The sequence below is a fragment of the Streptomyces populi genome (assembly GCF_002911015.1).
In the GTDB taxonomy this organism is placed as follows: domain Bacteria; phylum Actinomycetota; class Actinomycetes; order Streptomycetales; family Streptomycetaceae; genus Streptomyces; species Streptomyces populi.
This window is the reverse complement of the sequence record NZ_KZ626880.1, coordinates 46,114-68,565: the sequence shown is the minus strand read 5'-3', so window position 1 is coordinate 68,565 and position 22,452 is coordinate 46,114. Positions and strand designations below refer to the sequence as shown.

Sequence of the window (22,452 nt, the reverse complement as noted above, 5' to 3'; positions counted from 1 at the left end):
GGTCACGTCCCGCGCCTCCACTGCTGGTTGGCGCCCCCGTTGCAGGTGTACGTGATGAGCGGGGCGGAGTCGGCGGTGGAGGCCCCGGACACGTCCAGGCACTCGCCGGTGGTCCGTGCCCCGATGAGCGTGTAGCCGCCGGAGGAGGTCACCGTCCACTGCTGGGCGGTGGCGCCGGAGCAGTCCTCCTGGGTGACTCCGGCGGTGTTCTCGGTCAGACACAGGGAACTGCCCCTGCCCATCAGCTCGTAGTATCCGCCGCCCAGGGCCTTGAACCAGAACTTCTGGTTCGCCCCGCCGTTGCAGGCGTACTGGGTGAGCGCGACCCCCTGCCACAGCGACTGGTCCGGCACGTCCGCGCACCTGCCCGAGTGACGTGCCGTCAGGGTTTCGTAGACGGCGCTCGTCGCGCCGACGGTCCCGGCGGCCGTGTCGACGGAGATCTCCGGGGACCAGGACAGGGACATCGTGGTGGCCGTAGGGAAGACGAGCGGCAGCCAGACGTACCGGGAGTCGTCGACCGAGCCGCCGAACGAATCGCCCCAGCGGTCGCCCATGTAGAGGTAGGAGGTGCCCGAAGTCCCCTGCACGGGAAGGACGTAGGCGGTCTGCGAGCCGTACGCGGTGGAGTCACCGACGTTCGCCATCGCGGTCCAGGGGCCGGCGGGCGAGGTGGCGGTGGCGTACTGCTGCTGGTTGGGACTCCAGCCGGTGGCGGCCGAGGTCAGCATGAAGTAGACGCCGCCCCGCTCGAACAGCGCGGGCGCCTCGCGGTGCCCGCCGTGCCAGGGGTCGGCCACCAACGCCGCGACGCCGGTGTAGTCGGCGGTGAGCCGGTAGATCTGGAGGTCGTAGTTCTCGCGGGCGGCGGAGACCATGTAGCCGGTTCCGTCGGTGTCGACGAAGGTCGTGATGTCACGGGACATGTACCGGCCGAGCGGCCGGAAGCTGCCCCGGTAGGCGTAGGCGCCGTCCACGGTGTCCGAGACGGCGACGGCGGCACGCGCCTCGCTGTAGTCGACGCCGTTCTCCTTGTGCATCCACATGACGAACTTGCCGGTGGACGCGTTGTACATGACCTTGGGCCGCTCGATGTAGGCCGTGCCCAGCTCGGCGGCGCTCGACCGGGTCAGGACGTGGTTGCGGAACTCCCAGGTCTTCAGGTCGGTGGAGCGGTAGGCGTCGACGTACCTGAAGGTGTTGTCGGCGTCGCGGTTCTCCCCGAACCAGTAGTAATAACCGCCCACTTCGAGGACCCCGCCGCCGTGCGCGTGCACGGCGTCGCCCGAAGTGGAGGTGAACTGGGTCCCGTTGGTGATGGTCCGGGCCGCCGCCCGGGCGGGTACGGCGGCGAGGAGTCCCCAGGCGACCGCCAGGGCGAGCGCGACGAGGAGGGCACACACGCGTCTCGGCGGGTGCGGCCCGGCGTGGATGGTGCGCGGGGCGGGGATGGTGCGGCTCGTGCGGCTCATACGGTGACCGTCCGTCCGGAGTGCCGAACATCAGCTGCGGTTACGAACGCCGCAGCCGAAAAGTAAGCGCGTACTACGCCGAGGTCAACGGGACGGACGGGACCGGCCCTCCGCTCGGCCCGCGGGAGGAACGCGCCTGGCCGTGATCAGCTCGTGCAGGTACCGCTGGGTGACGCTGCCGCCGTGCCGGTCCTCGATCAGTTCGGCCACGCAGTCCAGGAGGCCGCCGAGCGCGGACGGTGGCAGTGCCCGGTGGTTGGAGTAGGTGCGCAGGACGTCCAGATAGGCCGCGGTCGTATAGGTGATCTCCTGGGGGAAGCACCGGATCCCGACCGGCCCGAGCTCCTCGCAGTCCTCGAGTTCGGTCACGTCCGAGACCACCGTCGCCTCGTCGGCGAGGCGCAGACCGGGCGGGGTGCCGGGGTCCCACCGTTCGTAACAGCGCTGGACCCGCTCGAAGAAGGCCGCCGAACCACCCGCCACATGGTGGGTGGTGACCAGGGCGAACATGCCGTCCGGGGCGAGGGCGGCCGTCGTCCTGGACACGCGCACCGCGGGGTCGATCCAGTGAAAGGCGGTGGCGCTGACCGCCAGTTCGAAGCCGGGGCCGGGCGGGGGCCTCCACTCCTCGAAGGCGGCGACCTCGACCGCGGCGTCCGGGAAGGGCCGCAGATTGCGCCGGGCCACGGCCGCCAGCGAGGGGCCGAGTTCGACCGCGGTGATCCGCAGTCCCGCACGCGCCAGGGGTACGGTCAACTGCCCCGTACCCGGACCCACTTCGAGGACCCGCCCGGCCGGGGACAGCCGCGCGCCGGCGATCAGGGCCTCGACCAGGGCGGGCGGATAACCGGGGCGGGCGCTGTCGTAGAGCTCGGCGTCCTCGTCGAACACATCACGCAGCATGCGCCCAGACTAGGGGCCGCCCCGCTTCAGGGGCGGCCCTCCAGCGGCCCGCCCCTGAAGCGGCCGGTCCACGCCCGGAGCGACCGGCCCCGCCCCCGAAGCGACCGGTCCACGCCCGGAGGCGAACGCGGGGCGCGTCAGGCGTCGTCGCGCAGCGCCAGGTCGATCCGGCCCAGGGCGGCGGTCAGGCGCCGGTAGTCGTCGGCCGTCAGCGGCGCGACGAAGTACTTCTCGACCAGCCGGGCATGGACGGCGGCGGCGCGCAGGAACACCTCGCGCCCACGAGGGGTCGGCTCCACCAGCGTGACCCTGCGGTCCGCGGGCGAGGGGGTCCGGTGGACCAGGCCCGCCTCCTCCATGCGGTCGAGCAGGCGGGTGGTGCCGCCGCTGGTCAGCGTGAGGTCGTCGGCGAGGTGCCGCTGGGAGATCTCCTCGCCCGGCCGGCGGCAGAGCCGTATCAGGACCTCGAGCATGGTGTGGCTGATCCCGCACTCCTGCCGCAGCTCGCCGTCGATGCGCTGTTCCAGGCGGGTGGCGGACTTGATCAGCAGGCCGAAATCCCGGACCAGTCGGCTGTTGGCGGCTCGGGCGGCGGCTTCGTCGCCGGGCTGAGGGGTGGCGTTCATCGCCGCCGAGCTTACTGCCGCCCCGTCCGGCGCCCCCGGCCGCCGACTCCTTGATCACCGACCCGTCCGTCGCTGATCCATCGATCACCGATCCTTCGATCGCTCATCCACCGATCTCTCATCCACCGATCTCTCATCCATCATTCACTGACTCATCATTTACTGAGAAGTCAATTGCTGATCAGTCAACTAAAACCTAGGATGGCGCGCATCCGCGAGAGAGGGAGATCAGTGGTGGATCTGCAGCACTGGCTCGGCCGGGCCACCGGGGCCGTACAGGACTGGGCCGACACCTTCGGCCCCTTCAGGACCCACGCGTCACTGGAGGTGGACGACGAGCGCTTCGCGTCCGTCTTCGAGGAGTTCACCGGGAGGCTGAGGGACAACTACCCCTTCTTCCACCCGCGCTACGCGGGCCAGATGCTCAAGCCCCCGCACCCCGCCGCGGTGGTGGGCTACCTCACCGCGATGCTGATCAACCCCAACAACCACGCGCTGGACGGAGGCCCCGCCACCGCCGCGATGGAGCGCGAGGTCGTCGCCCGCCTGGCCGGGATGTTCGGCTACGACACCCATCTCGGGCACCTGACCACCAGCGGCACGATCGCCAACCTCGAAGCCCTCTTCGTGGCCCGGGAACTCCATCCGGGGCGCGGGATCGCCCACAGCGCCGAGGCCCACTACACCCACGGCCGCATGTGCCACGTGCTGGGCGTCACCGGCCACGCCGTACGCACGGACGCCCGGGGCCGCATGGACCTGGAGGATCTGGAGCGTGTGCTGCGCACCGGGGAGGTGGGCACGGTCGTCGTCACCACGGGCACCACCGGGCTCGGCGCCGTCGACCCCGTCGACGAGGTGCTGCCCCTCGCCCGGCGTCATGGCGTACGGGTCCACGTCGACGCCGCCTACGGCGGATTCTTCACCCTCCTCGCCGGGGCGGACGGCCCCGAGGGGCTTCCCGCCGGACCCTGGCGGGCCATCGCCCGGTGCGACTCGATCGTGGTCGACCCGCACAAGCACGGCCTACAGCCCTACGGCTGCGGCGCCGTCCTGTTCCGTGACCCCGAGGTGGGCCGTTTCTACCTCCACGACTCGCCCTACACGTACTTCACCTCCGACGAGCTGCACCTGGGAGAGATCAGCCTGGAGTGCTCCCGCGCGGGCGCCTCCGCAGCCGCCCTGTGGCTCACCTTCCAGCTCCTGCCGCCCACGCCCGAGGGCCTCGGGCGGGTCCTGGCGGCAGGCCGCCGCGCGGCGCTGAGGTGGGCCGACCTGATCACGGCGTCCGACCTGCTCCAGCTCCACCAGCCGCCCGAGCTGGACATCGTCGGCTACTTCCCCACCGTCACCCCCGCGTCCCTCACCCGCGTCGACGCGGCGTCCGCGCGGGTCCTCGCCGAGGGGATGACCGGCCCGGAGCCCGTGTTCCTGAGCACGCTCAAGGCCGGACACGAGGCGTTCGCGGCCCGCCACCCCGGGATCACCGCGGACGCCGACGGCGCCCGGATCCTGCGCAGCGTCCTGATGAAGCCGGAGTCCGAGCACCACGTCGACCGGCTGCACACACGGGTCGAACAACTCGTACGGGCCCTCTGACCGCATCGTACGGATCCCCTGGCCGCGCACCGGACGGGAACCCCGGCCGACCGGGCGGGTCCCGGTCGGCGGGACGGCCGCTCGGTGGGTGGACGGGACCTGGGTGCGGCACCCCTCATCGGCTAGCGTCGGGGCATGGCCAGCGACAACGCCCCCACCCTCGCCGCCGCGCTGTCCTGCGGCACGGTCGTGCTCGACGGGGGCATGTCCAACCAGCTCGAAGCGGCCGGACACGACCTGAGCGACGCGCTGTGGTCCGCGCGGCTGCTCGCGGACCGGCCCGAGGCGATCGTCGAGGCACATCTCGCCTACTACGAGGCGGGCGCGGACGTGGCGATCACCGCCAGCTACCAGGCGACGTTCGACGGCTTCGCCGGGCGTGGCATCCCGCGCGAACGGGCCGCCGAGCTGCTCGGCCTGAGCGTCGGGTCGGCGCGTGAGGCCGCCCGGCGCGCGCACGCGAAGGGCGTCACGCGGCCGCTGTGGGTCGCCGCCTCGGTGGGCCCGTACGGGGCGATGCTCGCGGACGGCTCCGAGTACCGGGGACGGTACGGACTGAGCGTCGCGGAACTGGAACGGTTCCACCTGCCGCGCCTGGAGGTGCTGGCCGCCGCCGCGCCCGACGTGCTGGCCCTGGAGACGGTCCCGGACACGGACGAGGCGCGGGCGCTGCTCCGGGGGGTGCGCGGGCTCGGCGTACCGGCGTGGCTGTCGTACAGCGTGGCCGGTGACCGTACCCGGGCCGGGCAGCCGCTGGAGGAGGCCTTCGCCCTGGCCGCCGAGGCGGACGAGGTCATCGCGGTCGGCGTCAACTGCTGCGCTCCCGAGGACGCCGACGCCGCGGTCGCCACGGCCTCGCGCGTGACCGGAAAGCCGGTCGTGGTCTACCCGAACAGCGGCGAGACGTGGGACCCCGCGGCCCGTGCCTGGACCGGCGGCTCCACGTTCGCCGCCGCGCGGGTCGTCGGATGGGAGCGGGCCGGGGCCCGCCTGATCGGCGGCTGCTGCCGGGTGGGGCCGGAGGCGATCACCGGGATCACGGGGGCGCTGCGGACGGCGTGATCCCGCGCACCGGCCCCGCCCGGCCGGGCCACCCCACCCGGGACACCCCCGGCCCAGGTCTCTCCTGACGCCTCATGAGAGGCCACACCCCTCCCCGGCACCCCGGCTCCCGGTACGCCCGGACACCACCGACCCGCGCGACGCCGGCCGGCACCGCGAGAAGCCGCACCCCGCCCGGCACCCCGGCTCCCGGTACACCCACCCCTGCCCGGACACCCGTCCCAGGACGGCTCGGGCCGGGCTCCGGGACCATGTCCCGGGCCGGAGGGGCCCCGCCGCGGGTCCGCGGCCGGAGGCGGGTTCAGCGCCGTCCCGCGCCGCCCGGGCGACGGAAGCGTCGTACGGCCGCCAGCGGTGCCGTGATGCGCACGGGCGCGTCGAGGGCGGACGCGCCCCCGACCGCCCCGGACGGACTGTCCGCGGAATCGGCGGCGGGGTCGGCCTCCGCCCCGGCGCCGGACGGTCCGGCGACCGCGAGCGTCGGCGCGACGACGACCCCGACCGGGGATCCGCCGGTGTGCCTGCGCGTGGGACCGGTCGCGGGCCTGGCCGCCGCCCTGGCCGATTCGGCTTCCCACAGGGCGAGTTCGCGGTCGTGCGGACCGTGCTCGGTGTGCGGGTCGCCGTCGCCGAAGACCCGGACCGGGTGCGAGGCGTCCCAGGCGGCCCACCCCGGGTCGCCGTCGGTCGCGAACCGCACCCACGCGCCGTGCATGGCGTCCGCCAGTTCCTGCGGGGCGCCCTCGCCCGCGAGCTTCGCCGACTCCGGCGCTCCGGCCGTGTCGAAGACGAAGCCCAGTTCCAGGGCGTGACAGGCGCCGAGGCCGGGGACGTTGGACGGCCAGGCGAACTCGTAGACGTGCGCCGGGGCCCGGCCCCCGACGGGAGCGTCCGTGGCGGGGGACGCGGTGGGTCCGCCGCCGCGCGCGTCGGCGAGGCGGTGCATCGGCACCCGCAGGAGATGGTCGGTGATCATCTGGCCGACGAGATCGGCGGTCCCCCCTTCCGGACGGAGGGCGCGGTAGCCGCGGGGTACCTCGTGGCCGCAGTGGCAGCGGGCCATCGCACCGGCCAGGGCGACCGGGCCGAGCCGGTCGACGCGCTCCAGGAGCCCGCCCGGGACGAGCCACAGCCGGTACTCGTCACGGGTCCAGCCGAGCAGGAGGCCGACGTCCGCCGCGGCGCCCTCGACGAGGGCCTCCAGCGGGTCGCGCGGCACGAGGTCGCCGTCGACGACGATGCCGAAGGCGGGACCGCCGAGCACCGGGCTGCTGAGCCTGCCCACCTCGGCCTGGGTGCGCAGGAGCAGGTCGCGGTCGACGGCGGCGAACGCCTCCGCCGTCGCGGGGACCTTCAGCCGGGTGGCCATCCTGCGCACCATGCGGCGCACCTTGTCGCGGTCGCTCGCCTCGGGCGGCCCGCTCTGCATGACCGCCCGGTGGAACAGACCCCGGGCACGAGGGCTCGCGAGCAGCGCGCCGATGCTGATGGCTCCGGCGGACTCGCCGAAGACGGTCACCCGGCCGGGATCTCCGCCGAACCGGGCGACGGACTCCCGCACCCACTCCAGCGCGGCGAGCTGGTCGCGCAGCCCGGGGTTGGCGGGCGCGTCCGGGAAGAGGCCGTAGCCCTCCACGCCGAGGCGGTAGTTGACGGACACGAGGACCACGCCGTCGCGGGCGAAGGCGTGCCCGTCGTACACGGGCACGGCCGAGGAACCGCGGGTCAGGGCCCCGCCGTGGATCCACACCATGACGGGGAGCCGGGCGGCGGGGTCCGGCGCCGGGGTCCACACGTTGAGGTTGAGGCAGTCGTCGCCGGGCACGACGGGGTCGGAGAGGAGCCGGGCGAAGGCCTCGGAGTACGGGGGTTTCGGCGGGGTCGGTCCGAACGCGCCGACGTCCCGGACCCCGTCCCAGGGCTCGGGCGGCTCGGGCGGGCGGAAGCGGCGGGCGCCGAAGGGAGGGGCGGCGTACGGGACGCCCCGGAAGACCGCGATCCCGTTCTCGTACCGGCCGCGCACCGCTCCGTGAGGAGTGACGACCACCGGGTCCCTCGTCCCCGCCACCGGATCCACCGTGTCCACCGCCATCCGGGACCAGCTCCTCACCGTCGCGCGTCGTAGAGATCAGAGCACCACATCGCTTCCCGGTATTCCTGCGGACGTCCCCTGTCCGGCCTGTGTCGCCGTACGGTGCGGGCCTGCGTGCCGGGCCCGGACGGCCTCCCCGGCCTCCTCCCCGGCCTCCTCTCCGGATCCGGCGCGGGTCAGTGTCCGCGGTCCGGGGCGCCTGTGGGGGACCGCCGCGCCGCCCAGAGGATGCCGCCGAGCAGGTGCCCGCGGAAGTCCGGGTCCCCGTACGCCTGCGCGGTGTGTCCGAGCGCGGTGTAGAAGACCCGGCCCGCGCCCTGTTCCCGGCACCACACCAAGGGGTGGTCGGCGCCCATTCCCCCGCCCTCGTAGGAGGTCTCGTCGGCGGAGGCGAGCACGCGCACGTGATCCGCCTCGCGCGGGTTGGAGCGGAAGTCGTACCACTCGTCCGTGAGTTCCCAGACCGGCGGCAGGAGCCGGGTCGCGGGATGGTCGTGATCCTCGACGAGGACACGGCCCGGCTGGAGGTCCGGGTGCCGGTCGAAGCGGGCGCCGAGCAGGTCGCCGTAGTGGGGCCAGTCGTACTCGGTGCAGGCGGCGGAGTGCACCCCGACGAAGCCGCCGCCTCCCTCGACGTGGGCGGCGAGCCGGTCGCGGCCCGGCGGCGTCAGCACCTCGCCGCTCGTCGACAGGAAGACGACGGCCGCGTACCGGTCGAGGGGTGCCTCGAGGACCCCGGGGTCCTCGGTGGCGTCGGCCTCGAAACCATGGGCCCGGCCGAGGGCGCGCACGGCTTCGACCGCGGCCGGGATGGAGTCGTGCCGGTAGCCGGTCGTACGGGTGTACGCGAGGACGCGGAAGGACATGCCCGGAGCCTAGGTCCTGTCGTCGGCGCGTGTCCGTTCCGTTCAGGACCGGCCGGGGACGGCTCGCCTACGGTGACCGTATGACTCCACGATTCGATGTGATCGGGCTGGTCGTCTCCGACATGGCCGCCTCCCTCGCCTTCTACCGCCGTCTCGGGCTCGTCTTCCCGGAGGGTGCCGAGAACGAGCCGCACGTCGAGGCCGGGCTGCCCGGCGGGCTGCGCCTCGCGCTGGACACGGAGGACACCGTTCGGTCGTTCCACGCCGGGTGGCAGCCCCCGAGCGGCGGCGGCCGGGCGTCGCTCGCCTTCCGCTGTGAGGACCCCGCCGAGGTCGACTCGGTGTACGGGGAGCTCGTCGGCGCGGGCCACCACGGCGAGCTGGAGCCGTGGGACGCCTTCTGGGGCATGCGGTACGCCGTCGTGCACGACCCGGACGGCAACGGCGTCGACCTGTTCGCCCCGCTGCCCGGCGGGCCCGCCCCCGCGCAGTAGTCCGGCCCGCCACCGGTGGCCGACCGGTTCACCGAGCGTCGCCCCCGCCGGCTCCTTCTCCTTCAAGGGGGGAGGATGCCGAAGCGGGTCCATGCGTCCGTCGGGAAGCACGGCGTCCCGGACGGTCCCGAAATCGTCCCGGACGGTCCCGAAATCGTCGCGGGCCGTCCCGGAATCGTCCCGAGCCGGGCCGGACGCCGGCTCCCTCGGGCGCGCGGGCACCCCGGCCCCGGCCATCGGGCGCGGAGCCGGTCGGGACGCGGCTCCGGAGCACCGCGCCCGGCAGGCCGGGACGCCCGTTCCCCGTACGTGCCGGCCGCGCTACGCCAGGCGGGCCCGGTGCTCCTGCGGGCTGACGCCGTAGACCCGCTTGAAGGCACTGGAGAGCGCGAAGGCGCTGCCGTAGCCGACATGGCGGGCGATCGTCTCCAGGGTCTCGTCGCTCTCACGGAGCCGGTCGGCGGCGGAGGCGAGACGACAGCCGGTCAGGTACGTCATCGGGGGTTCCCCGACGAGTTCGCCGAAGCGTCTGGCCAGCGCGGCGCGCGAGGTGCCGACCTCGGCGGCGAGCGCGGCGACCGTCCAGGGCCGGGCCGGGTCGTCCTGGAGGAGCCGGAGCGCACGGCCCACGACCGGGTCCGCGAGGGCCTGGTACCAGGCGGGCGCAGCGGCCTCGGGGCGGGAGAACCAGGCCCGCAGGGCAGTGATCGTCAACAGGTCGAGGAGCCGGTCGAGGACGACCTCCTGGCCGGGCTCGTCGCGCACCGTCTCCGCGGCGAGGATCGGGGTCAGCGGGCATTCCCACGCGTCGGAGGGGAGCACGAGCAGCGGCGGCAGGGCGTCGAGCAGTCGGCGATTGACCTCGCCCCGCATCATGTACGTCCCGATCAGCAGCACCGTGGAGCCGTCGAGCCGGTCGCCCCAGCTCCGGACGCCGAGGTCCCAGTGGCCCTTCAGCGAGCGTCCGTCCGGGTAGGAGCACTCGCCGCCCGGCAGGATCACGGCCTGGGGCGGGGTGGCGGGTTCGTCGGCGCAGCGGTACGGGTCGGGGCCGCGCGCGATGGCGAGGTCACCGGCCCGCAGCCGCAGTCCCTCGCCCTCGTCCGGTACGACCCAGGCGTCGCCGCGGACCACCAGCATGATCGACAGGGGGGCGCGGTCCTCGACGCGTACGCACCACGGCGGGTCGAAGCACGCGCGGATCATGAAGGCGCCCCGCGCGCGCGGACCCTCCAGCAGGCTTGCGAGCGGGTCCCCCCGCATGAGCGTGTCCGAACGTGGCGGAGCGTCCATGCGGCCAGCGTAGACGGCGGCTCCGACAGCCGTGGGCACTCGTGGACGACCGCTTATGGGAATGAGCCGCTCGCCCATGGTTCCGTGCCGGGGGCGGCAGTTGACTGGGGCGCATGACGGAGAACACGCAGGACATGACAGTGCTGGTGACAGGAGCCACGGGGCGGACCGGGAGTCGGGTCGCGCGGGCCGCACGCGCGGCGGGCCTGACGGTCCGGGCCGCCTCGCGCGGCACGGGCTTCGACTGGGAGGACCCCTCGACATGGGCCGGGGCGCTGCGCGGCGCCGACGCGGCCTATCTGGTCCATCCCACGGACGTCGGCTCGCCGGCCGCCACGAAGGCGGTCGGGGCCCTGGCCCGGGAGGCGGTGGAGCTCGGCGCGCGGCGGCTGGTGCTCCTGTCGTCGAGGGGCGAGGACCAGGCCGGACCGACCGAGGAGGCGCTCAGGACGTCCGGCGCGGACTGGACGATCGTACGAGCGTCGTGGTTCTCGCAGAACTTCAGCGAGGGCCCGCTGGTCGAGGGGCTGTGTCAGGGGGAGCTGGTCTTCCCGGCGGGTGAGGTGCGGGAACCGTTCATCGACGTCCGGGACATCGCGGACGTCGTGGTGGCGGTGTTGACCGGGGGCGGGAAGTACACCGGCCGGGAGCTCGCGATCACGGGGCCCCGGCTGCTGACCTTCCGGGAGGCGGTCGCGGAGATCTCGCGGGCCACGGGCGAGGAGCTGGTGTACACACCGGTGACGGCGCGGCAGTACGGCGACACGCTGGCCGGATTCGGGATGCCGGCCGAGGAGGCCGAATTCCTCGTCGACCTTTTCGAGAGCCTCCTCGACGGCCGTAACGCCCACCTCTCGGACGGTGTCCGGAACATCCTCGGCCGTGCGCCGCGGGACTTCACGGACTTCGCGCGGAAGGCCGCGGCGGCGGGGGCGTGGAAGGCCTGACGGGGGACCGCCCGGCCCGTCCGGACCTGCTCCGGGCTCACTCCCCCGACGGGCGTTCCTCGCCGTTCTTCGCCTCACGGTGGGTGTGGTGGGTGTTCTTGGCGTGGGTGCGCAGGCGGGAGGTGACGTCCTCCGGGGGCAGGAAGCGCGACCAGCGCTCGGGGAACTCGGAGGGCATGTCGGGGTCGTCGGGATCGGCGTCGTACGAGCGGTGGGCCGCGACGCGGGCCACGTACTCGGCGGCCTGGGCCTCGCGCAGCCGCTCGTTGGCGGCGCGGGCCGCGGCGGTGGCGGCGGCCGGCCAGACCCGGTCGATGGCGGCGTTGACGGCCGCGCCGACCAGGACGGCGAAGGCGGCGACCCCGATCCACAGCAGGACGGCCACGGGTGCGGCGAGCGAGCCGTAGATGGTGGGGCCCTCGATGGTGTTGGTCAGGTAGATGCGCAGCAGGAAGCTGCCGAGGACCCACATGGCGAGGGCGACCAGGGCGCCCGGCACGTCCTCGACCCAGGGCGAGCGGACCGGGACGGACACGTGGTAGAGGGTCGTCAGGAAGGCGACCGACAGGACGATGACGACCGGCCAGTACAGGATCTGGACGACGGTCGTCGACCACGGGACGACGTTCACCACGGCGTCCGGGCCCGCCACCATCAGCGGGAGCGCCACGGAGCCGATCAGCAGGGCCACGATGAACAGCAGGAAGGACATCATCCGGGTCTTCACGATGCCCCGGGTGCCGTCGAGTCCGTACATCACGGTGATGGTGTCGACGAAGACGTTCACCGCGCGCGAGCCCGACCACAGGGCGAACAGGAATCCGAGGGAGATGATGTCGGGCCGGCCGCCCTTCATCACGTCGTGCAGGATCGGCTCGGCGATCTGGTGCACGCCCTTCTGGGTCAGCACCGTGCGGGAGGCGTCCAGGATGTTGGACTCCAGGCTGGCGATGGTGTCGGCGCCGGTCCAGGCGTCCACGTATCCCAGCAGCCCGATCAGGCTGAGCAGCAGCGGCGGCACGGACAGGAGCGTGAAGAAGGCCGCCTCGGCCGCCAGTCCGAGGATCCGGTACTCCATGCACGAGTTGACGGTGTCCTTGAGCAGCAGCCAGGCGGTCCTGCGCTTGGAAACGTTCCGGTAGAGCGCGCGAGCGCGGTGGAAGCGGCCCGGACGAGGCCGTTCAGGTGTTTCTTTTGCCTGGTGCACGTCCTTACGGTAGCGGTATGGCAGCCAGCACCCACACCGTGACCAACCAGGCTCCGCCCCTGGTCGGATATGACGTATTCGCCGCAGACCGGGCGCTTCGCGAGGCGGTCGAACGGCATCTCGACCCGGAGCTCCTCCAGGAGGTCAGCGAGGAACTGTCGGGGCTCGGCCGGACGACGGGTTCCGCCCAGGTCCAGGAGTGGGGCGCGCTGGCCGACGAGAACCCGCCGAAGCTGCGCACCCACGACCGCTACGGCAACCGGATCGACGAGGTCGACTTCCACCCGGCCTGGCACCGCCTCCTCGGCAAGGGCGTGTCGGCGGGGCTGACATCGGCGTGGACCCGCCCCGGCGGGCACCTCAGGCGCGCGGCGGGCTTCGTGGTCTGGACGCAGGCCGAGGCGGGGAACGGCTGTCCCCTGTCGATGACCCACGCGGCGGTGCCCGCGCTGCGCGCCGATCCGGCGCTCGCCGCCGAGTGGGTGCCGCGGCTGACGTCCGCGGTCTACGACCAGGAGCTGCGCCCCGCGTCCCAGAAGGCCGGTGTGCTCTTCGGGATGGGCATGACGGAGAAGCAGGGCGGCAGCGACGTCCGCGCCAACACGACGGAGGCGAGGCCGCTGGCCGAGGACGGGACGTACGCGCTGACCGGGCACAAGTGGTTCTGCTCGGCGCCGATGTCGGACGGCTTCCTCGTGCTGGCGCAGGCTCCGGGCGGGCTGACCTGTTTCCTGGTGCCGCGCGTCCTGGAGGACGGCACCCGGAATGTCTTCCGCATCCAGCGGCTCAAGGACAAGCTGGGCAACAGGTCCAACGCGTCGAGCGAGGTCGAGTTCGACGGGACCTGGGCGCGCCGGGTGGGCGAGGAGGGGCGCGGGGTGCGCACCATCATCGAGATGGTCGCGGCGACCCGGCTGGACTGCGCGCTCGGTTCGGCCGCGCTGATGCGGCAGGCGGTCGCGCAGGCGATCCACCACTGCACCTACCGCGAGGCGTTCGGCGGCCGTCTGGTCGACAAGCCGCTGATGCGCAACGTCCTGGCCGATCTGGCGCTGGAGTCGGAGGCGGCGACGACGCTGGCGATGCGGCTCGCCGCGGCCTACGACGACGGGGGCGAGCGGGAGCGGGCGTTCCTGCGGCTCGCGGTGCCCGCGGCCAAGTACTGGGTGACCAAGCGGTGTACGCCGGTCGCGGCGGAGGCGCTGGAGTGCCTGGGCGGCAACGGCTACGTCGAGGAGTCGGGCATGCCGCGGCTGCTGCGGGAGTCCCCGCTCAACTCCGTCTGGGAGGGCGCCGGCAACGTGCAGGCGCTGGACGTCCTGCGCGCCCTGCGGCGGGAGCCGGGGGCCCTGGACGCGTATCTGCGGGAGGTGGGACAGGCCCGCGGTGCCGACCACCGGCTGGACGGGGCGATCAAGGACCTGCTGACCGAACTCGCCGATCTGGACGGCATCGAGGCCCGTGCCCGTCGGCTGGTCGAGCGGATCGCGCTGGTGCTCCAGGGTTCGCTGCTCGTGCGGTACGCGCCGCCGGAGGTCGCCGACGCGTTCTGCGCCTCGCGTCTGGGCGGTGACTGGGGCACGGGGTTCGGCACGCTGCCGCACAGTCTGGATCTGGCCACGGTGGTGGAGCGGGCCCGGCCGGTGGCCTGAAAGGAGCGCTGACGCGGGGGTGGTGCTGCGCCGACACGGCACCACCCCCGCCGCTCGCCCCGTTCAGGAGCTCGGACGCCGCACGGGCGGCGTCCTTGTCAGTCTCGGGGAACCTCGTGACCTTGGCGAGAGTTGCAGACCGTTGCATTCCTTCGTGCACCTTGTGCGAAGGTCCGGCGGGCCCGGCCGAGAGCAGGCACGATGTGGGATGACGGCGGTGTCGCGGCCCGTACGAGGTCCTGGTTCCGGGGGTGTTCTGTGAAGACCACATCGTTCAATCCAGCCCGTTTCGCACCGCCCGACACGTCCGAGACGGCCGGGCACCTCCAGGAGACCTGGGCCGTGCCGGCCAGAGGCGGGCGTGGCCCGATCACCCCCCGTCCGGTGATCAGCCGGTCCTGGCAAAGAGCGAGACGTTTCGGTGTCCATCCCGAACAGGGAACGGACAGCGTCCTCCTGCAACCGGACGAACTCGAACGCCGACGGACGTCCACCGCGCTCGCCGACGTGATGCCGACCCTGCACGGCGGCCTCGGAACGGTCGCCGACGCCTCCTTGCAGATCATGGTGGTCACCGACCCCGAGGGCCGGGTGCTGTGGCGCGCGGGGAACGCGGGCGTGCTGCGCCGGGCCGACGCCATCTGCCTGGAGGAAGGCGCCGCCTGGAGCGAGGAGACCACCGGCACCAACGCCATCGGAACCGCCCTGTCGGCCGGCGTCCCCGTCCAGGTGCACTCCGCCGAGCACTTCGTGCGCACCCTGCACGACTGGACCTGCGCCGCGGCGCCCGTCCACGACCCGCGCGACGGACGGCTGCTCGGGATCATCGACGTGAGCGGCCCGGACAGCACCTTCCACCCCGCCACCCTCGCGCTGGTCGACACGGTGTCCAGACTGGCCGAAAGCGAACTGCGCACCGCGCATCTGAGAGCCATCGAACGGCTGCGCGCGGTGGCCGCCCCCCTGTTGTGCCGGCTGGACGGTCCGGCCCTCGTGGTGGACTCCCACGGCTGGCTCGCCGCCGTCACCGGAATGCCGCCCGTGGACCGGGTCCCGCTGCCCGACTCCTTCGGCGCGGGCCGCAGCTGGCTGCCCTCCCTCGGCACGTGCGCCGTCGAGCCGATGCCCGGCGGCTGGCTGCTGCGCGTCACCGGCGGCGGAGACCCGGGGAGCGCCGGACGGGTCGTCCTCGACCTCGGCGAGCCCCGGCGCCCGCGCGTCACCGTCTCGGGCACGGCGGGAAGTTGGGACCAGGACCTGAGCCCGCGCCACGCCGAACTGCTCTACGTCCTCGCCGTGCACCGGCAGGGACGCAGCGCCGCCCAGCTCGCGGTCGACCTCTTCGGCGACCCCACCCGCACGGTCACGGTCCGTGCCGAACTCTCCCGCGTGCGCCGCCGGCTCATCGGGCTCCTCGACCACCGGCCGTACCGTTTCCGTGAGGAGGTGGAGGTCGAGGTGCTGCTGCCGGACGACCCCCGGGACCTGCTGCCGCACTCGGCCGCGCCCGCGGTGCTCGGAGCCCGCGCGACGGCCGGACCGGCACCGTCCTGAGGACGAGAAGGGGAGAAGCGGGCGTATTTCCTGAGCGTCTTCCGCGGTATCCGCCCTGGCCGGGAGGTCTCTGTCGTAGCATCCACTGCACAGGCCACCCCACCCGTCTCTCCGTCAACGCCTTCGGCGGGGGAGGCAGTTGGCCTATCCGGGAGGACGCATGAAGCAGCGCGGCAGGCACCGTCGCCGAAGAAGAGGCCAGGCGCTGCGCGCCACCCTGGCCGGAACCGCGCTGGCGCTCACCGCCGCCGCCACCTTGATCAGCACCTCGCAGGCCTCCGGCACCGACAGTCCGGGCGGCCTCACCCCGCTCCGCGCCGGCTCCGTCTCGCAGCTGCGCCTCCACGAGAACCTCACCTCCCGGGAGGCGCTCGACACGCTCAGCGGGAACATGGGCGGCAACGTGGGCGTCGACGGCGTCCTGCGCGACGCCGACCGCTCGATGCGCGGCACCGCCGACTGCACGGAGGACGAGCGGGCCGCGCTCCCCGTCGAGCCGACGGCCACCCGCGCGTACTGCTGGGACGACGCCGACGCGCGGACCTCGCGGTGGCGGCCGCGTTCGGTGACCACGTCCGGCGACGCCGAGGACAGCGGCGCCTGGGGCACGCGCCAGGTGATCCTCGCCGGCTGGACCCACCGCGACGGACAGGCGGCCGCGCCGGGCCGGGACGAGGGTCTGGCCAGGATCGCCTTCGTCGACGCGACGGACCCTGACGCCCTGCGCTACCGCTGGGTCCTGCTGGTCGCCCCGCGCGCGGGCGGCGAGGACTTCACGGCGCTCCGCACCGGCCTCGGCGGCATGGTCTGGTACCGGGACAAGCTGATCGTCACCGCGGAGCACGGCGAGGGCCTGCTCGTCTTCGACCTGCACCGGCTGCTGCGGGCCGACGTGGACAGCGGCGCCGTGGGCCGGGTGGGCCACGGCTACTCGGCCGCCGGCTACCGCTACGTGCTCCCCGCCATCGGCTCGTACGACCTCGAGGGCGGTCCGTGCGGCCGTGACCGCGCGGTCCCCTGTTTCGGCTCGCTCTCCCTGGACCGTACGACCACCCCCGACAGCCTGGTCGCGACGGAGGCCGCGGGCGGCCGTGCGGAGCGCACCCGCCTCTGGCGGTACGGCTTCAGCACCGCCGCGTACCGCACGGGGCTGCTCGCCGACGCGCGGGGACACGTGGACGCGGTCGAGGCCTACACGACCAAGGGCTCCGGGATCTCCGGCGCCCTCTCGCACCGGCCCGACGGCGCCCGCGACGCCCGGTGGTACGTCGCACGCCCCTCCGACAACCGTGACCGGCACGGCTCCCTGTGGCGCCAGAGCGAGGACGGCGCCGAGGCGGCCACCTGCACCGCCGACCAGTCGCACGCCTGCTGGGGCCTCGGTGCCGGGTCGCTCTCCTACGGGCAGCGGACCGGCGAACTGTGGACCCTCACCGACGCGGCGGACCGCAGGGTGCTCTACGCGGTGCCGCTGTCGTCGGTCGACGGCTCGCTCGGATAGCGGGTCGGCTCCCGGGGCGGCCCGCCCCGCCGACGGACCGGCACGTGGACGGCCCGCCCGGCCGGGCCGGTCCGCAGGCGCCTTTGGAGCGGCGGCCGCCCCCGTGATTCCCTGGCGGTCATGAGCGACATCAGTGTGACCACCTGGTCCCTGGAGCAGACGGCCCCGGCCGACCTGCTCCCCGCGAGCGCGCCCGGCGGGGATCTGCGGATCGTCCGCGCCGAGGTCCCCTCGCCCGAGTTCAGCCGCTTCCTGTACGCCTCGGTCGGCGGGGACATCCTCTGGACGGACCGGCTCGCGTGGACGTACGCACGGTGGCAGGAGGTCCTCGACAGGCCGGGCACGGAGACCTGGGTCGCCTACGACCGGGGGACGCCCGCGGGCTACGTCGAACTCGAGGCCCAGGACGACGGGGTCGTGGAGATCGTCTACTTCGGACTCCTCCCCGCCTTCCGCGGCCGCCGGATCGGCGGACACCTCCTCTCGTTCGGGACCGCGCGCGCCTGGGACCTGGCCGAACGCTGGCCGGGGCGGGACGGGACGAAGCGCGTCTGGCTGCACACGTGCAGCAAGGACGGCGAGCACGCGATGGACAACTACCTGCGCCGCGGCTTCCGGCTCTTCGACACCAAGGTCGAGCAGGAGAAGGAAGCCGTCACTCCAGGGCCGTGGCCCGGCGCTCACACCGTCTGAACCGCTTTGCGCCGTGATGTCCACGGCTTCCGGCTCCCCGTGCGGCACCGCACGGGAGCCTGTCATGTGATCGACAACACCCTCGTCCCAGGATTCGGGACAAGGGTGTCCACATGATGGATGACGGTGGACTGCCCCGAGATCCCCGTGACACGCTTCCGTCATGTCTGGAACTGGAATTGCCTTGGTGAGTCGGCGGCACGTCGACCTCGGCCGCATGTCCAGCGCCATCTGTCCGGCGAGCTGATCAGCCCAGCAGCGCCGAACCCCCCTCTTTTTGCGACCCTTGCGCAGTGCTGCGCCCATTCTTCCGTATGCACCCGTATGCGCAGGTCAGAGCCGCAGTCAGACCTGCCCCGCAGTCTCGAAGGACGTATCGACCATGGCCGCCACCCCGCAGGATCCCGCTGTCGCGCCCCGCCGCAAGGTGAGCCGTCACCGCGGCGAGGGACAGTGGGCCGCCGGTCACTTCACCCCGCTCAACGGCAACGAGCAGTTCAAGAAGGACGACGACGGTCTCAATGTGCGGACACGCATTGAGACGATCTACTCGAAGCGGGGATTCGACTCGATCGACCCCAACGACCTGCGCGGCCGGATGCGCTGGTGGGGTCTCTACACCCAGCGCAAGCCCGGGATCGACGGCGGCAAGACCGCGATCCTGGAGCCGGAGGAGCTGGACGACGAGTTCTTCATGCTGCGGGTGCGGATCGACGGTGGCCGGCTGACCACCGAGCAGCTCCGCGTCATCGGCGAGATCTCGCAGGAGTTCGCGCGCGGCACCGCCGACCTCACCGACCGTCAGAACGTCCAGTACCACTGGATCCGCATCGAGGACGTCCCGGAGATCTGGGAGCGCCTGGAGGCCGTCGGCCTGTCCACGACCGAGGCCTGCGGTGACACGCCCCGCGTCATCCTCGGCTCGCCCGTCGCCGGCATCGCCGAGGACGAGATCATCGACGGCACCCCGGCCATCGAGGAGATCCACCGCCGGGTCATCGGCAACAAGGACTTCTCCAACCTGCCCCGCAAGTTCAAGACCGCGATCTCCGGCTCTCCGCTGCTCGACGTGGCGCACGAGATCAACGACGTCGCCTTCGTCGGCGTGAACCACCCGGAGCACGGCCCCGGCTTCGACCTCTGGGTCGGCGGCGGACTGTCCACCAACCCGAAGATCGGCCAGCGCCTCGGTACCTGGGTGCCGCTCGACGAGGTGGCGGACGTCCACATCGGCGTGCTGTCGATCTTCCGCGACTACGGCTACCGGCGGCTGCGCAACCGCGCCCGTCTGAAGTTCCTGGTCGCCGACTGGGGCGTGGAGAAGTTCCGCCAGGTCCTGGAGGACGAGTACCTGAAGCGCAAGCTGGTCGACGGCCCCGCCCCCGACCAGCCCGTCGCCCGCTGGCGCGACCACGTCGGAGTGCACCGGCAGCAGGACGGCCGCTACTACGTCGGCTTCGCCCCGCGCGTCGGCCGCATCGACGGCGCCACCCTGACGAAGATCGCCGAGCTGGCGGAGGCGCACGGCTCGGGCCGGGTGCGCACCACCGTCGAGCAGAAGATGATCGTCCTCGACGTCGAGGAGGGACAGGTCGACTCGCTCGTCGAGGGCCTGGAGGCACTGGACCTCACCGCCCGGCCGTCCTCGTTCCGGCGCGGCACGATGGCCTGCACCGGCATCGAGTACTGCAAGCTCGCGATCGTCGAGACCAAGGCGCGCGGCGCTTCGCTGATCGACGAACTCGAACGCCGCATCCCCGAGTTCGACGAGCCCCTCACCATCAACATCAACGGCTGCCCCAACGCCTGCGCCCGCATCCAGGTCGCGGACATCGGTCTCAAGGGCCAGCTCGTCCTGAACGACGCGGGCGAGCAGGTCGAGGGATACCAGGTGCACCTGGGCGGCGCGCTCGGCCTGGAGGCCGGCTTCGGCCGCAAGGTCCGCGGTCTGAAGGTCACTTCGGACGAACTGCCCGACTACATCGAGCGTGTCCTCAAGCGCTTCCAGGCGGAGCGCGAGGACGGCGAGCGCTTCGCCGCCTGGGCCACGCGCGCCTCCGAGGAGGCCCTGTCGTGAGCGAGCGCGCGGCGCCGTTCTACTGCCCCTACTGCGGAGACGAGGACCTGCGACCCAGCGAAGAGGGCCACGGCGCGTGGGAATGCGCGGCGTGCAACCGAGCCTTCCGGCTGAAGTTCCTGGGACTGCTGTCCCGGGGCGTCCAGCGGGAAGAGCGTGGAGGGGCGGAGATATGACGACCGTTCAGCAAGAGCGCACGGACGAGGACTTGAGGAAGCTGGCCGAGCAGGCGGGACGCGACCTGGAGGACGCGTCCGCCCTGGAGATCCTGCGCTGGGCCGCGGACACCTTCGGCGAGAAGTTCTGCGTGACCTCCTCGATGGAGGACGCGGTGGTCGCCCACCTGGCGTCGCGCGCCCGGCCCGGCGTGGACGTGGTGTTCCTCGACACCGGGTACCACTTCCCGGAGACGATCGGCACGCGGGACGCGGTCGAGGCCGTGATGGACGTCAACGTCATCACCCTGACCCCGCGTCAGAGCGTCGCCGAGCAGGACGCCGAGTACGGGCCGAAGCTGCACGACCGCGACCCGGACCTGTGCTGCAAGCTCCGCAAGGTGCAGCCGCTGGAACAGGGCCTGACGGGCTATCAGGCATGGGCGACCGGCCTGCGCCGCGACGAGTCCCCCACCCGGGCGAACACCCCGGTCGTCGGCTGGGACGAGAAGCGCCGCAAGGTCAAGGTCTCCCCGATCGCCCGCTGGACGCAGGACGACGTGGACGCGTACGTCGCCGAACACGGCGTACTGACCAACCCGTTGCTGATGGACGGCTACGCCTCCGTCGGCTGCGCCCCCTGCACCCGCCGGGTGCAGGAGGGCGAGGACGCGCGCGCCGGCCGCTGGGCGGGCCGCGCCAAGACCGAGTGCGGACTGCACGGATGACGACGACCACGACGAACACCGCGCCCGGCGCGGGTCCCACGATTTCTCAGGAGCGGGAAGTGACGAGCGGAGCCACCGTCTGGCTCACGGGTCTGCCGAGCGCCGGCAAGACCACCATCGCCTACGAGCTGGCCGGCCGGCTGCGCGAGGAGGGCCACCGCGTCGAGGTGCTCGACGGCGACGAGATCCGCGAGTTCATCTCGGCGGGCCTCGGCTTCAGCCGCGAGGACCGGCACACCAACGTGCAGCGGATCGGGTTCCTGGCCGAACTGCTCGCCCGCAACGGCGTCACGGCGCTCGTCCCGGTCATCGCGCCCTACGCCGACAGCCGTGAGGCGGTGCGGGGGCGTCACGAGGAGAACGGGACGACGTACCTGGAGGTGCACGTGGCGACCCCGGTCGAGGTGTGCTCCGTACGCGATGTGAAGGGTCTGTACGCGAAGCAGGCCGCGGGGGAACTGACGGGGCTCACCGGGGTCGACGACCCGTACGAGGCGCCCGAGTCGCCCGACCTGCGCATCGAGTCGCACACCCAGACCGTGCAGGAGTCCGCCGCCGCGCTGCACGCGCTGCTCACCGAGAAGGGTCTCGCATGACGACCGTCGCCAGTGTCTCCGAGGAGACCGAGAGCAGCCCGTACGCGCTGTCGCACCTGGACGCGCTGGAGTCCGAGGCCGTCCACATCTTCCGCGAGGTGGCGGGTGAGTTCGAGCGGCCGGTGATCCTCTTCTCCGGCGGCAAGGACTCCATCGTCATGCTGCACCTGGCGCTGAAGGCGTTCGCCCCGGCGGCGGTCCCGTTCACGCTGCTGCACGTGGACACCGGGCACAACTTCCCCGAGGTCCTCGACTACCGCGACCGGACCGTGGAGCGCCACGGGCTGCGGCTGCACGTGGCCTCGGTGCAGGACTACATCGACCGCGGTGTCCTCAAGGAGCGCCCGGACGGCACCCGCAACCCGCTCCAGACCCTGCCGCTGACGGAGAAGATCCAGTCCGAGCGCTTCGACGCCGTGTTCGGCGGCGGACGCCGTGACGAGGAGAAGGCCCGCGCCAAGGAGCGGGTGTTCTCGCTGCGCGACGAGTTCTCGCAGTGGGACCCGCGCCGCCAGCGGCCCGAGCTGTGGAACCTCTACAACGGCCGCCACGCGCCCGGCGAGCACGTCCGTGTCTTCCCGCTGTCCAACTGGACCGAGCTGGACGTGTGGCAGTACATCGCCCGCGAGGGCATCGAGCTGCCCGAGATCTACTTCGCGCACGAGCGCGAGGTCTTCCAGCGGTCGAACATGTGGCTGACCGCCGGCGAGTGGGGCGGCCCGAAGGACGGCGAGACCGTCGAGAAGCGGCTCGTCCGCTACCGCACGGTCGGTGACATGTCCTGCACCGGCGCCGTCGACTCCGACGCGACCACGCTGGACGCCGTCATCAACGAGATCGCCGCCTCCCGGCTCACCGAGCGCGGCGCGACCCGCGCCGACGACAAGATGTCCGAGGCCGCGATGGAAGACCGCAAGCGCGAGGGGTACTTCTAG

General features: G+C 72.8%; 21 protein-coding genes. 14 read left to right on the top strand and 7 right to left on the bottom strand.

The annotated features are described in order from the left end of the window. Positions 1-2: 2 nt before the first annotated feature. The 3 genes from CW362_RS21640 to CW362_RS21630 form a co-directional block, all read right to left on the bottom strand. Positions 3-1,472, bottom strand: a complete 1,470-nt coding sequence (locus CW362_RS21640; RefSeq protein WP_103551162.1) for an RICIN domain-containing protein — start codon at positions 1,470-1,472, stop codon at positions 3-5. An 84-nt stretch (positions 1,473-1,556) separates the two neighbouring features. Continuing rightward, on the bottom strand, positions 1,557-2,375 hold the full coding sequence (locus tag CW362_RS21635) for a class I SAM-dependent methyltransferase (RefSeq protein WP_103551161.1): 819 nt from the start codon (positions 2,373-2,375) through the stop codon (positions 1,557-1,559). A 137-nt stretch (positions 2,376-2,512) separates the two neighbouring features. After that, positions 2,513-3,001 carry a MarR family winged helix-turn-helix transcriptional regulator gene (locus CW362_RS21630; protein ID WP_103551160.1) on the bottom strand — a complete coding sequence of 163 codons (489 nt, stop codon included), beginning with the start codon at positions 2,999-3,001 and terminating at the stop codon, positions 2,513-2,515. 234 nt (positions 3,002-3,235) lie between these two features. Between CW362_RS21630 and CW362_RS21625 the strand changes: the two genes are divergently transcribed. Beyond that, positions 3,236-4,600 (top strand): pyridoxal phosphate-dependent decarboxylase family protein, encoded by a 1,365-nt coding sequence (locus CW362_RS21625; protein WP_103551159.1) that lies wholly within the window; start codon positions 3,236-3,238, stop codon positions 4,598-4,600. A gap of 135 nt (positions 4,601-4,735) precedes the next feature. Next, complete coding sequence (gene mmuM / locus CW362_RS21620) at positions 4,736-5,662, top strand: homocysteine S-methyltransferase (protein WP_103551158.1); 927 nt, start codon at positions 4,736-4,738, stop codon at positions 5,660-5,662. 301 nt (positions 5,663-5,963) lie between these two features. Here the strand turns inward: mmuM and CW362_RS21615 are convergent, their stop codons facing one another. Continuing rightward, positions 5,964-7,754: a carboxylesterase/lipase family protein gene (locus CW362_RS21615; protein ID WP_240657958.1), complete on the bottom strand. Its 1,791-nt coding sequence runs from the start codon at positions 7,752-7,754 to the stop codon at positions 5,964-5,966. Between the two features lie 176 nt (positions 7,755-7,930). After that, entirely contained in the window at positions 7,931-8,620 is a 690-nt protein-coding gene (locus tag CW362_RS21610; RefSeq protein WP_103551157.1) for a ThuA domain-containing protein, read from the bottom strand. An 80-nt stretch (positions 8,621-8,700) separates the two neighbouring features. On the opposite strand from CW362_RS21610, the gene CW362_RS21605 reads away from it, so the two are divergent. After that, the gene (locus CW362_RS21605; protein ID WP_103551170.1) at positions 8,701-9,114 is read left to right on the top strand and encodes a VOC family protein; all 414 of its coding nucleotides are present in this window, start codon (positions 8,701-8,703) and stop codon (positions 9,112-9,114) included. Between the two features lie 321 nt (positions 9,115-9,435). On the opposite strand, the gene CW362_RS21600 is transcribed toward CW362_RS21605, so the two are convergent. Further along, positions 9,436-10,377 (bottom strand): AraC family transcriptional regulator, encoded by a 942-nt coding sequence (locus CW362_RS21600; protein WP_206301013.1) that lies wholly within the window; start codon positions 10,375-10,377, stop codon positions 9,436-9,438. A 143-nt stretch (positions 10,378-10,520) separates the two neighbouring features. Here CW362_RS21600 and CW362_RS21595 point away from each other — a divergent pair, with 143 nt between their 5' ends. Continuing rightward, complete coding sequence (locus tag CW362_RS21595) at positions 10,521-11,354, top strand: NmrA family NAD(P)-binding protein (protein WP_103551155.1); 834 nt, start codon at positions 10,521-10,523, stop codon at positions 11,352-11,354. Between the two features lie 37 nt (positions 11,355-11,391). Here CW362_RS21595 and CW362_RS21590 read toward each other — a convergent pair whose 3' ends face one another. After that, a complete protein-coding gene (locus CW362_RS21590; RefSeq protein ID WP_103551154.1) occupies positions 11,392-12,561 on the bottom strand; it encodes a YihY/virulence factor BrkB family protein in 1,170 nt (389 codons plus the stop codon). Positions 12,562-12,578: 17 nt separating this feature from the next. Here CW362_RS21590 and CW362_RS21585 point away from each other — a divergent pair, with 17 nt between their 5' ends. The 10 genes from CW362_RS21585 (at position 12,579) to cysD (ending at position 22,452) form a co-directional block, all read left to right on the top strand. Further along, on the top strand, positions 12,579-14,213 hold the full coding sequence (locus CW362_RS21585; RefSeq protein WP_103551153.1) for an acyl-CoA dehydrogenase family protein: 1,635 nt from the start codon (positions 12,579-12,581) through the stop codon (positions 14,211-14,213). A gap of 342 nt (positions 14,214-14,555) precedes the next feature. After that, the gene (locus CW362_RS21580; RefSeq protein ID WP_240657960.1) at positions 14,556-15,767 is read left to right on the top strand and encodes a GAF domain-containing protein; all 1,212 of its coding nucleotides are present in this window, start codon (positions 14,556-14,558) and stop codon (positions 15,765-15,767) included. Positions 15,768-15,927: 160 nt separating this feature from the next. Then, positions 15,928-17,268, top strand: a complete 1,341-nt coding sequence (locus CW362_RS21575; protein WP_103551151.1) for a hypothetical protein — start codon at positions 15,928-15,930, stop codon at positions 17,266-17,268. 120 nt (positions 17,269-17,388) lie between these two features. After that, on the top strand, positions 17,389-17,961 hold the full coding sequence (locus tag CW362_RS21570; protein ID WP_103551150.1) for a GNAT family N-acetyltransferase: 573 nt from the start codon (positions 17,389-17,391) through the stop codon (positions 17,959-17,961). A 163-nt stretch (positions 17,962-18,124) separates the two neighbouring features. After that, positions 18,125-18,208 carry a putative leader peptide gene (locus CW362_RS45490; RefSeq protein WP_309486338.1) on the top strand — a complete coding sequence of 28 codons (84 nt, stop codon included), beginning with the start codon at positions 18,125-18,127 and terminating at the stop codon, positions 18,206-18,208. Between the two features lie 135 nt (positions 18,209-18,343). Then, complete coding sequence (locus tag CW362_RS21565; RefSeq protein WP_103551149.1) at positions 18,344-20,038, top strand: nitrite/sulfite reductase; 1,695 nt, start codon at positions 18,344-18,346, stop codon at positions 20,036-20,038. Further along, entirely contained in the window at positions 20,035-20,214 is a 180-nt protein-coding gene (locus CW362_RS21560; RefSeq protein WP_103551148.1) for a hypothetical protein, read from the top strand. The genes CW362_RS21565 and CW362_RS21560 overlap by 4 nt, the downstream gene beginning before the upstream one ends. Then, entirely contained in the window at positions 20,211-20,921 is a 711-nt protein-coding gene (locus tag CW362_RS21555) for a phosphoadenylyl-sulfate reductase (RefSeq protein ID WP_103551147.1), read from the top strand. Before CW362_RS21560 ends, CW362_RS21555 begins: the two co-directional genes overlap by 4 nt. Further along, a complete protein-coding gene (gene cysC / locus CW362_RS21550) occupies positions 20,918-21,517 on the top strand; it encodes an adenylyl-sulfate kinase (protein ID WP_103551146.1) in 600 nt (199 codons plus the stop codon). The genes CW362_RS21555 and cysC overlap by 4 nt, the downstream gene beginning before the upstream one ends. Continuing rightward, a complete protein-coding gene (gene cysD / locus CW362_RS21545) occupies positions 21,514-22,452 on the top strand; it encodes a sulfate adenylyltransferase subunit CysD (protein ID WP_103551145.1) in 939 nt (312 codons plus the stop codon). The genes cysC and cysD overlap by 4 nt, the downstream gene beginning before the upstream one ends.

Excerpts from the sequence above, each read along its gene's own strand:
- CW362_RS21640 (WP_103551162.1), bottom strand. The coding sequence starts at position 1,472 with ATGAGCCGCACGAGCCGCACCATCCCCGCCCCGCGCACCATCCACGCC.
- CW362_RS21635 (WP_103551161.1), bottom strand. The coding sequence starts at position 2,375 with ATGCTGCGTGATGTGTTCGACGAGGACGCCGAGCTCTACGACAGCGCC.
- CW362_RS21630 (WP_103551160.1), bottom strand. The coding sequence starts at position 3,001 with ATGAACGCCACCCCTCAGCCCGGCGACGAAGCCGCCGCCCGAGCCGCC.
- mmuM (WP_103551158.1), top strand. The coding sequence starts at position 4,736 with ATGGCCAGCGACAACGCCCCCACCCTCGCCGCCGCGCTGTCCTGCGGC.
- CW362_RS21615 (WP_240657958.1), bottom strand. The coding sequence starts at position 7,754 with ATGGCGGTGGACACGGTGGATCCGGTGGCGGGGACGAGGGACCCGGTG.
- CW362_RS21610 (WP_103551157.1), bottom strand. The coding sequence starts at position 8,620 with ATGTCCTTCCGCGTCCTCGCGTACACCCGTACGACCGGCTACCGGCAC.
- CW362_RS21605 (WP_103551170.1), top strand. The coding sequence starts at position 8,701 with ATGACTCCACGATTCGATGTGATCGGGCTGGTCGTCTCCGACATGGCC.
- CW362_RS21600 (WP_206301013.1), bottom strand. The coding sequence starts at position 10,377 with ATGCGGGGGGACCCGCTCGCAAGCCTGCTGGAGGGTCCGCGCGCGCGG.
- CW362_RS21595 (WP_103551155.1), top strand. The coding sequence starts at position 10,521 with ATGACGGAGAACACGCAGGACATGACAGTGCTGGTGACAGGAGCCACG.
- CW362_RS21585 (WP_103551153.1), top strand. The coding sequence starts at position 12,579 with ATGGCAGCCAGCACCCACACCGTGACCAACCAGGCTCCGCCCCTGGTC.
- CW362_RS21575 (WP_103551151.1), top strand. The coding sequence starts at position 15,928 with ATGAAGCAGCGCGGCAGGCACCGTCGCCGAAGAAGAGGCCAGGCGCTG.
- CW362_RS21570 (WP_103551150.1), top strand. The coding sequence starts at position 17,389 with ATGAGCGACATCAGTGTGACCACCTGGTCCCTGGAGCAGACGGCCCCG.
- CW362_RS45490 (WP_309486338.1), top strand. The coding sequence starts at position 18,125 with ATGTCTGGAACTGGAATTGCCTTGGTGAGTCGGCGGCACGTCGACCTC.
- CW362_RS21565 (WP_103551149.1), top strand. The coding sequence starts at position 18,344 with ATGGCCGCCACCCCGCAGGATCCCGCTGTCGCGCCCCGCCGCAAGGTG.
- CW362_RS21555 (WP_103551147.1), top strand. The coding sequence starts at position 20,211 with ATGACGACCGTTCAGCAAGAGCGCACGGACGAGGACTTGAGGAAGCTG.
- cysC (WP_103551146.1), top strand. The coding sequence starts at position 20,918 with ATGACGACGACCACGACGAACACCGCGCCCGGCGCGGGTCCCACGATT.
- cysD (WP_103551145.1), top strand. The coding sequence starts at position 21,514 with ATGACGACCGTCGCCAGTGTCTCCGAGGAGACCGAGAGCAGCCCGTAC.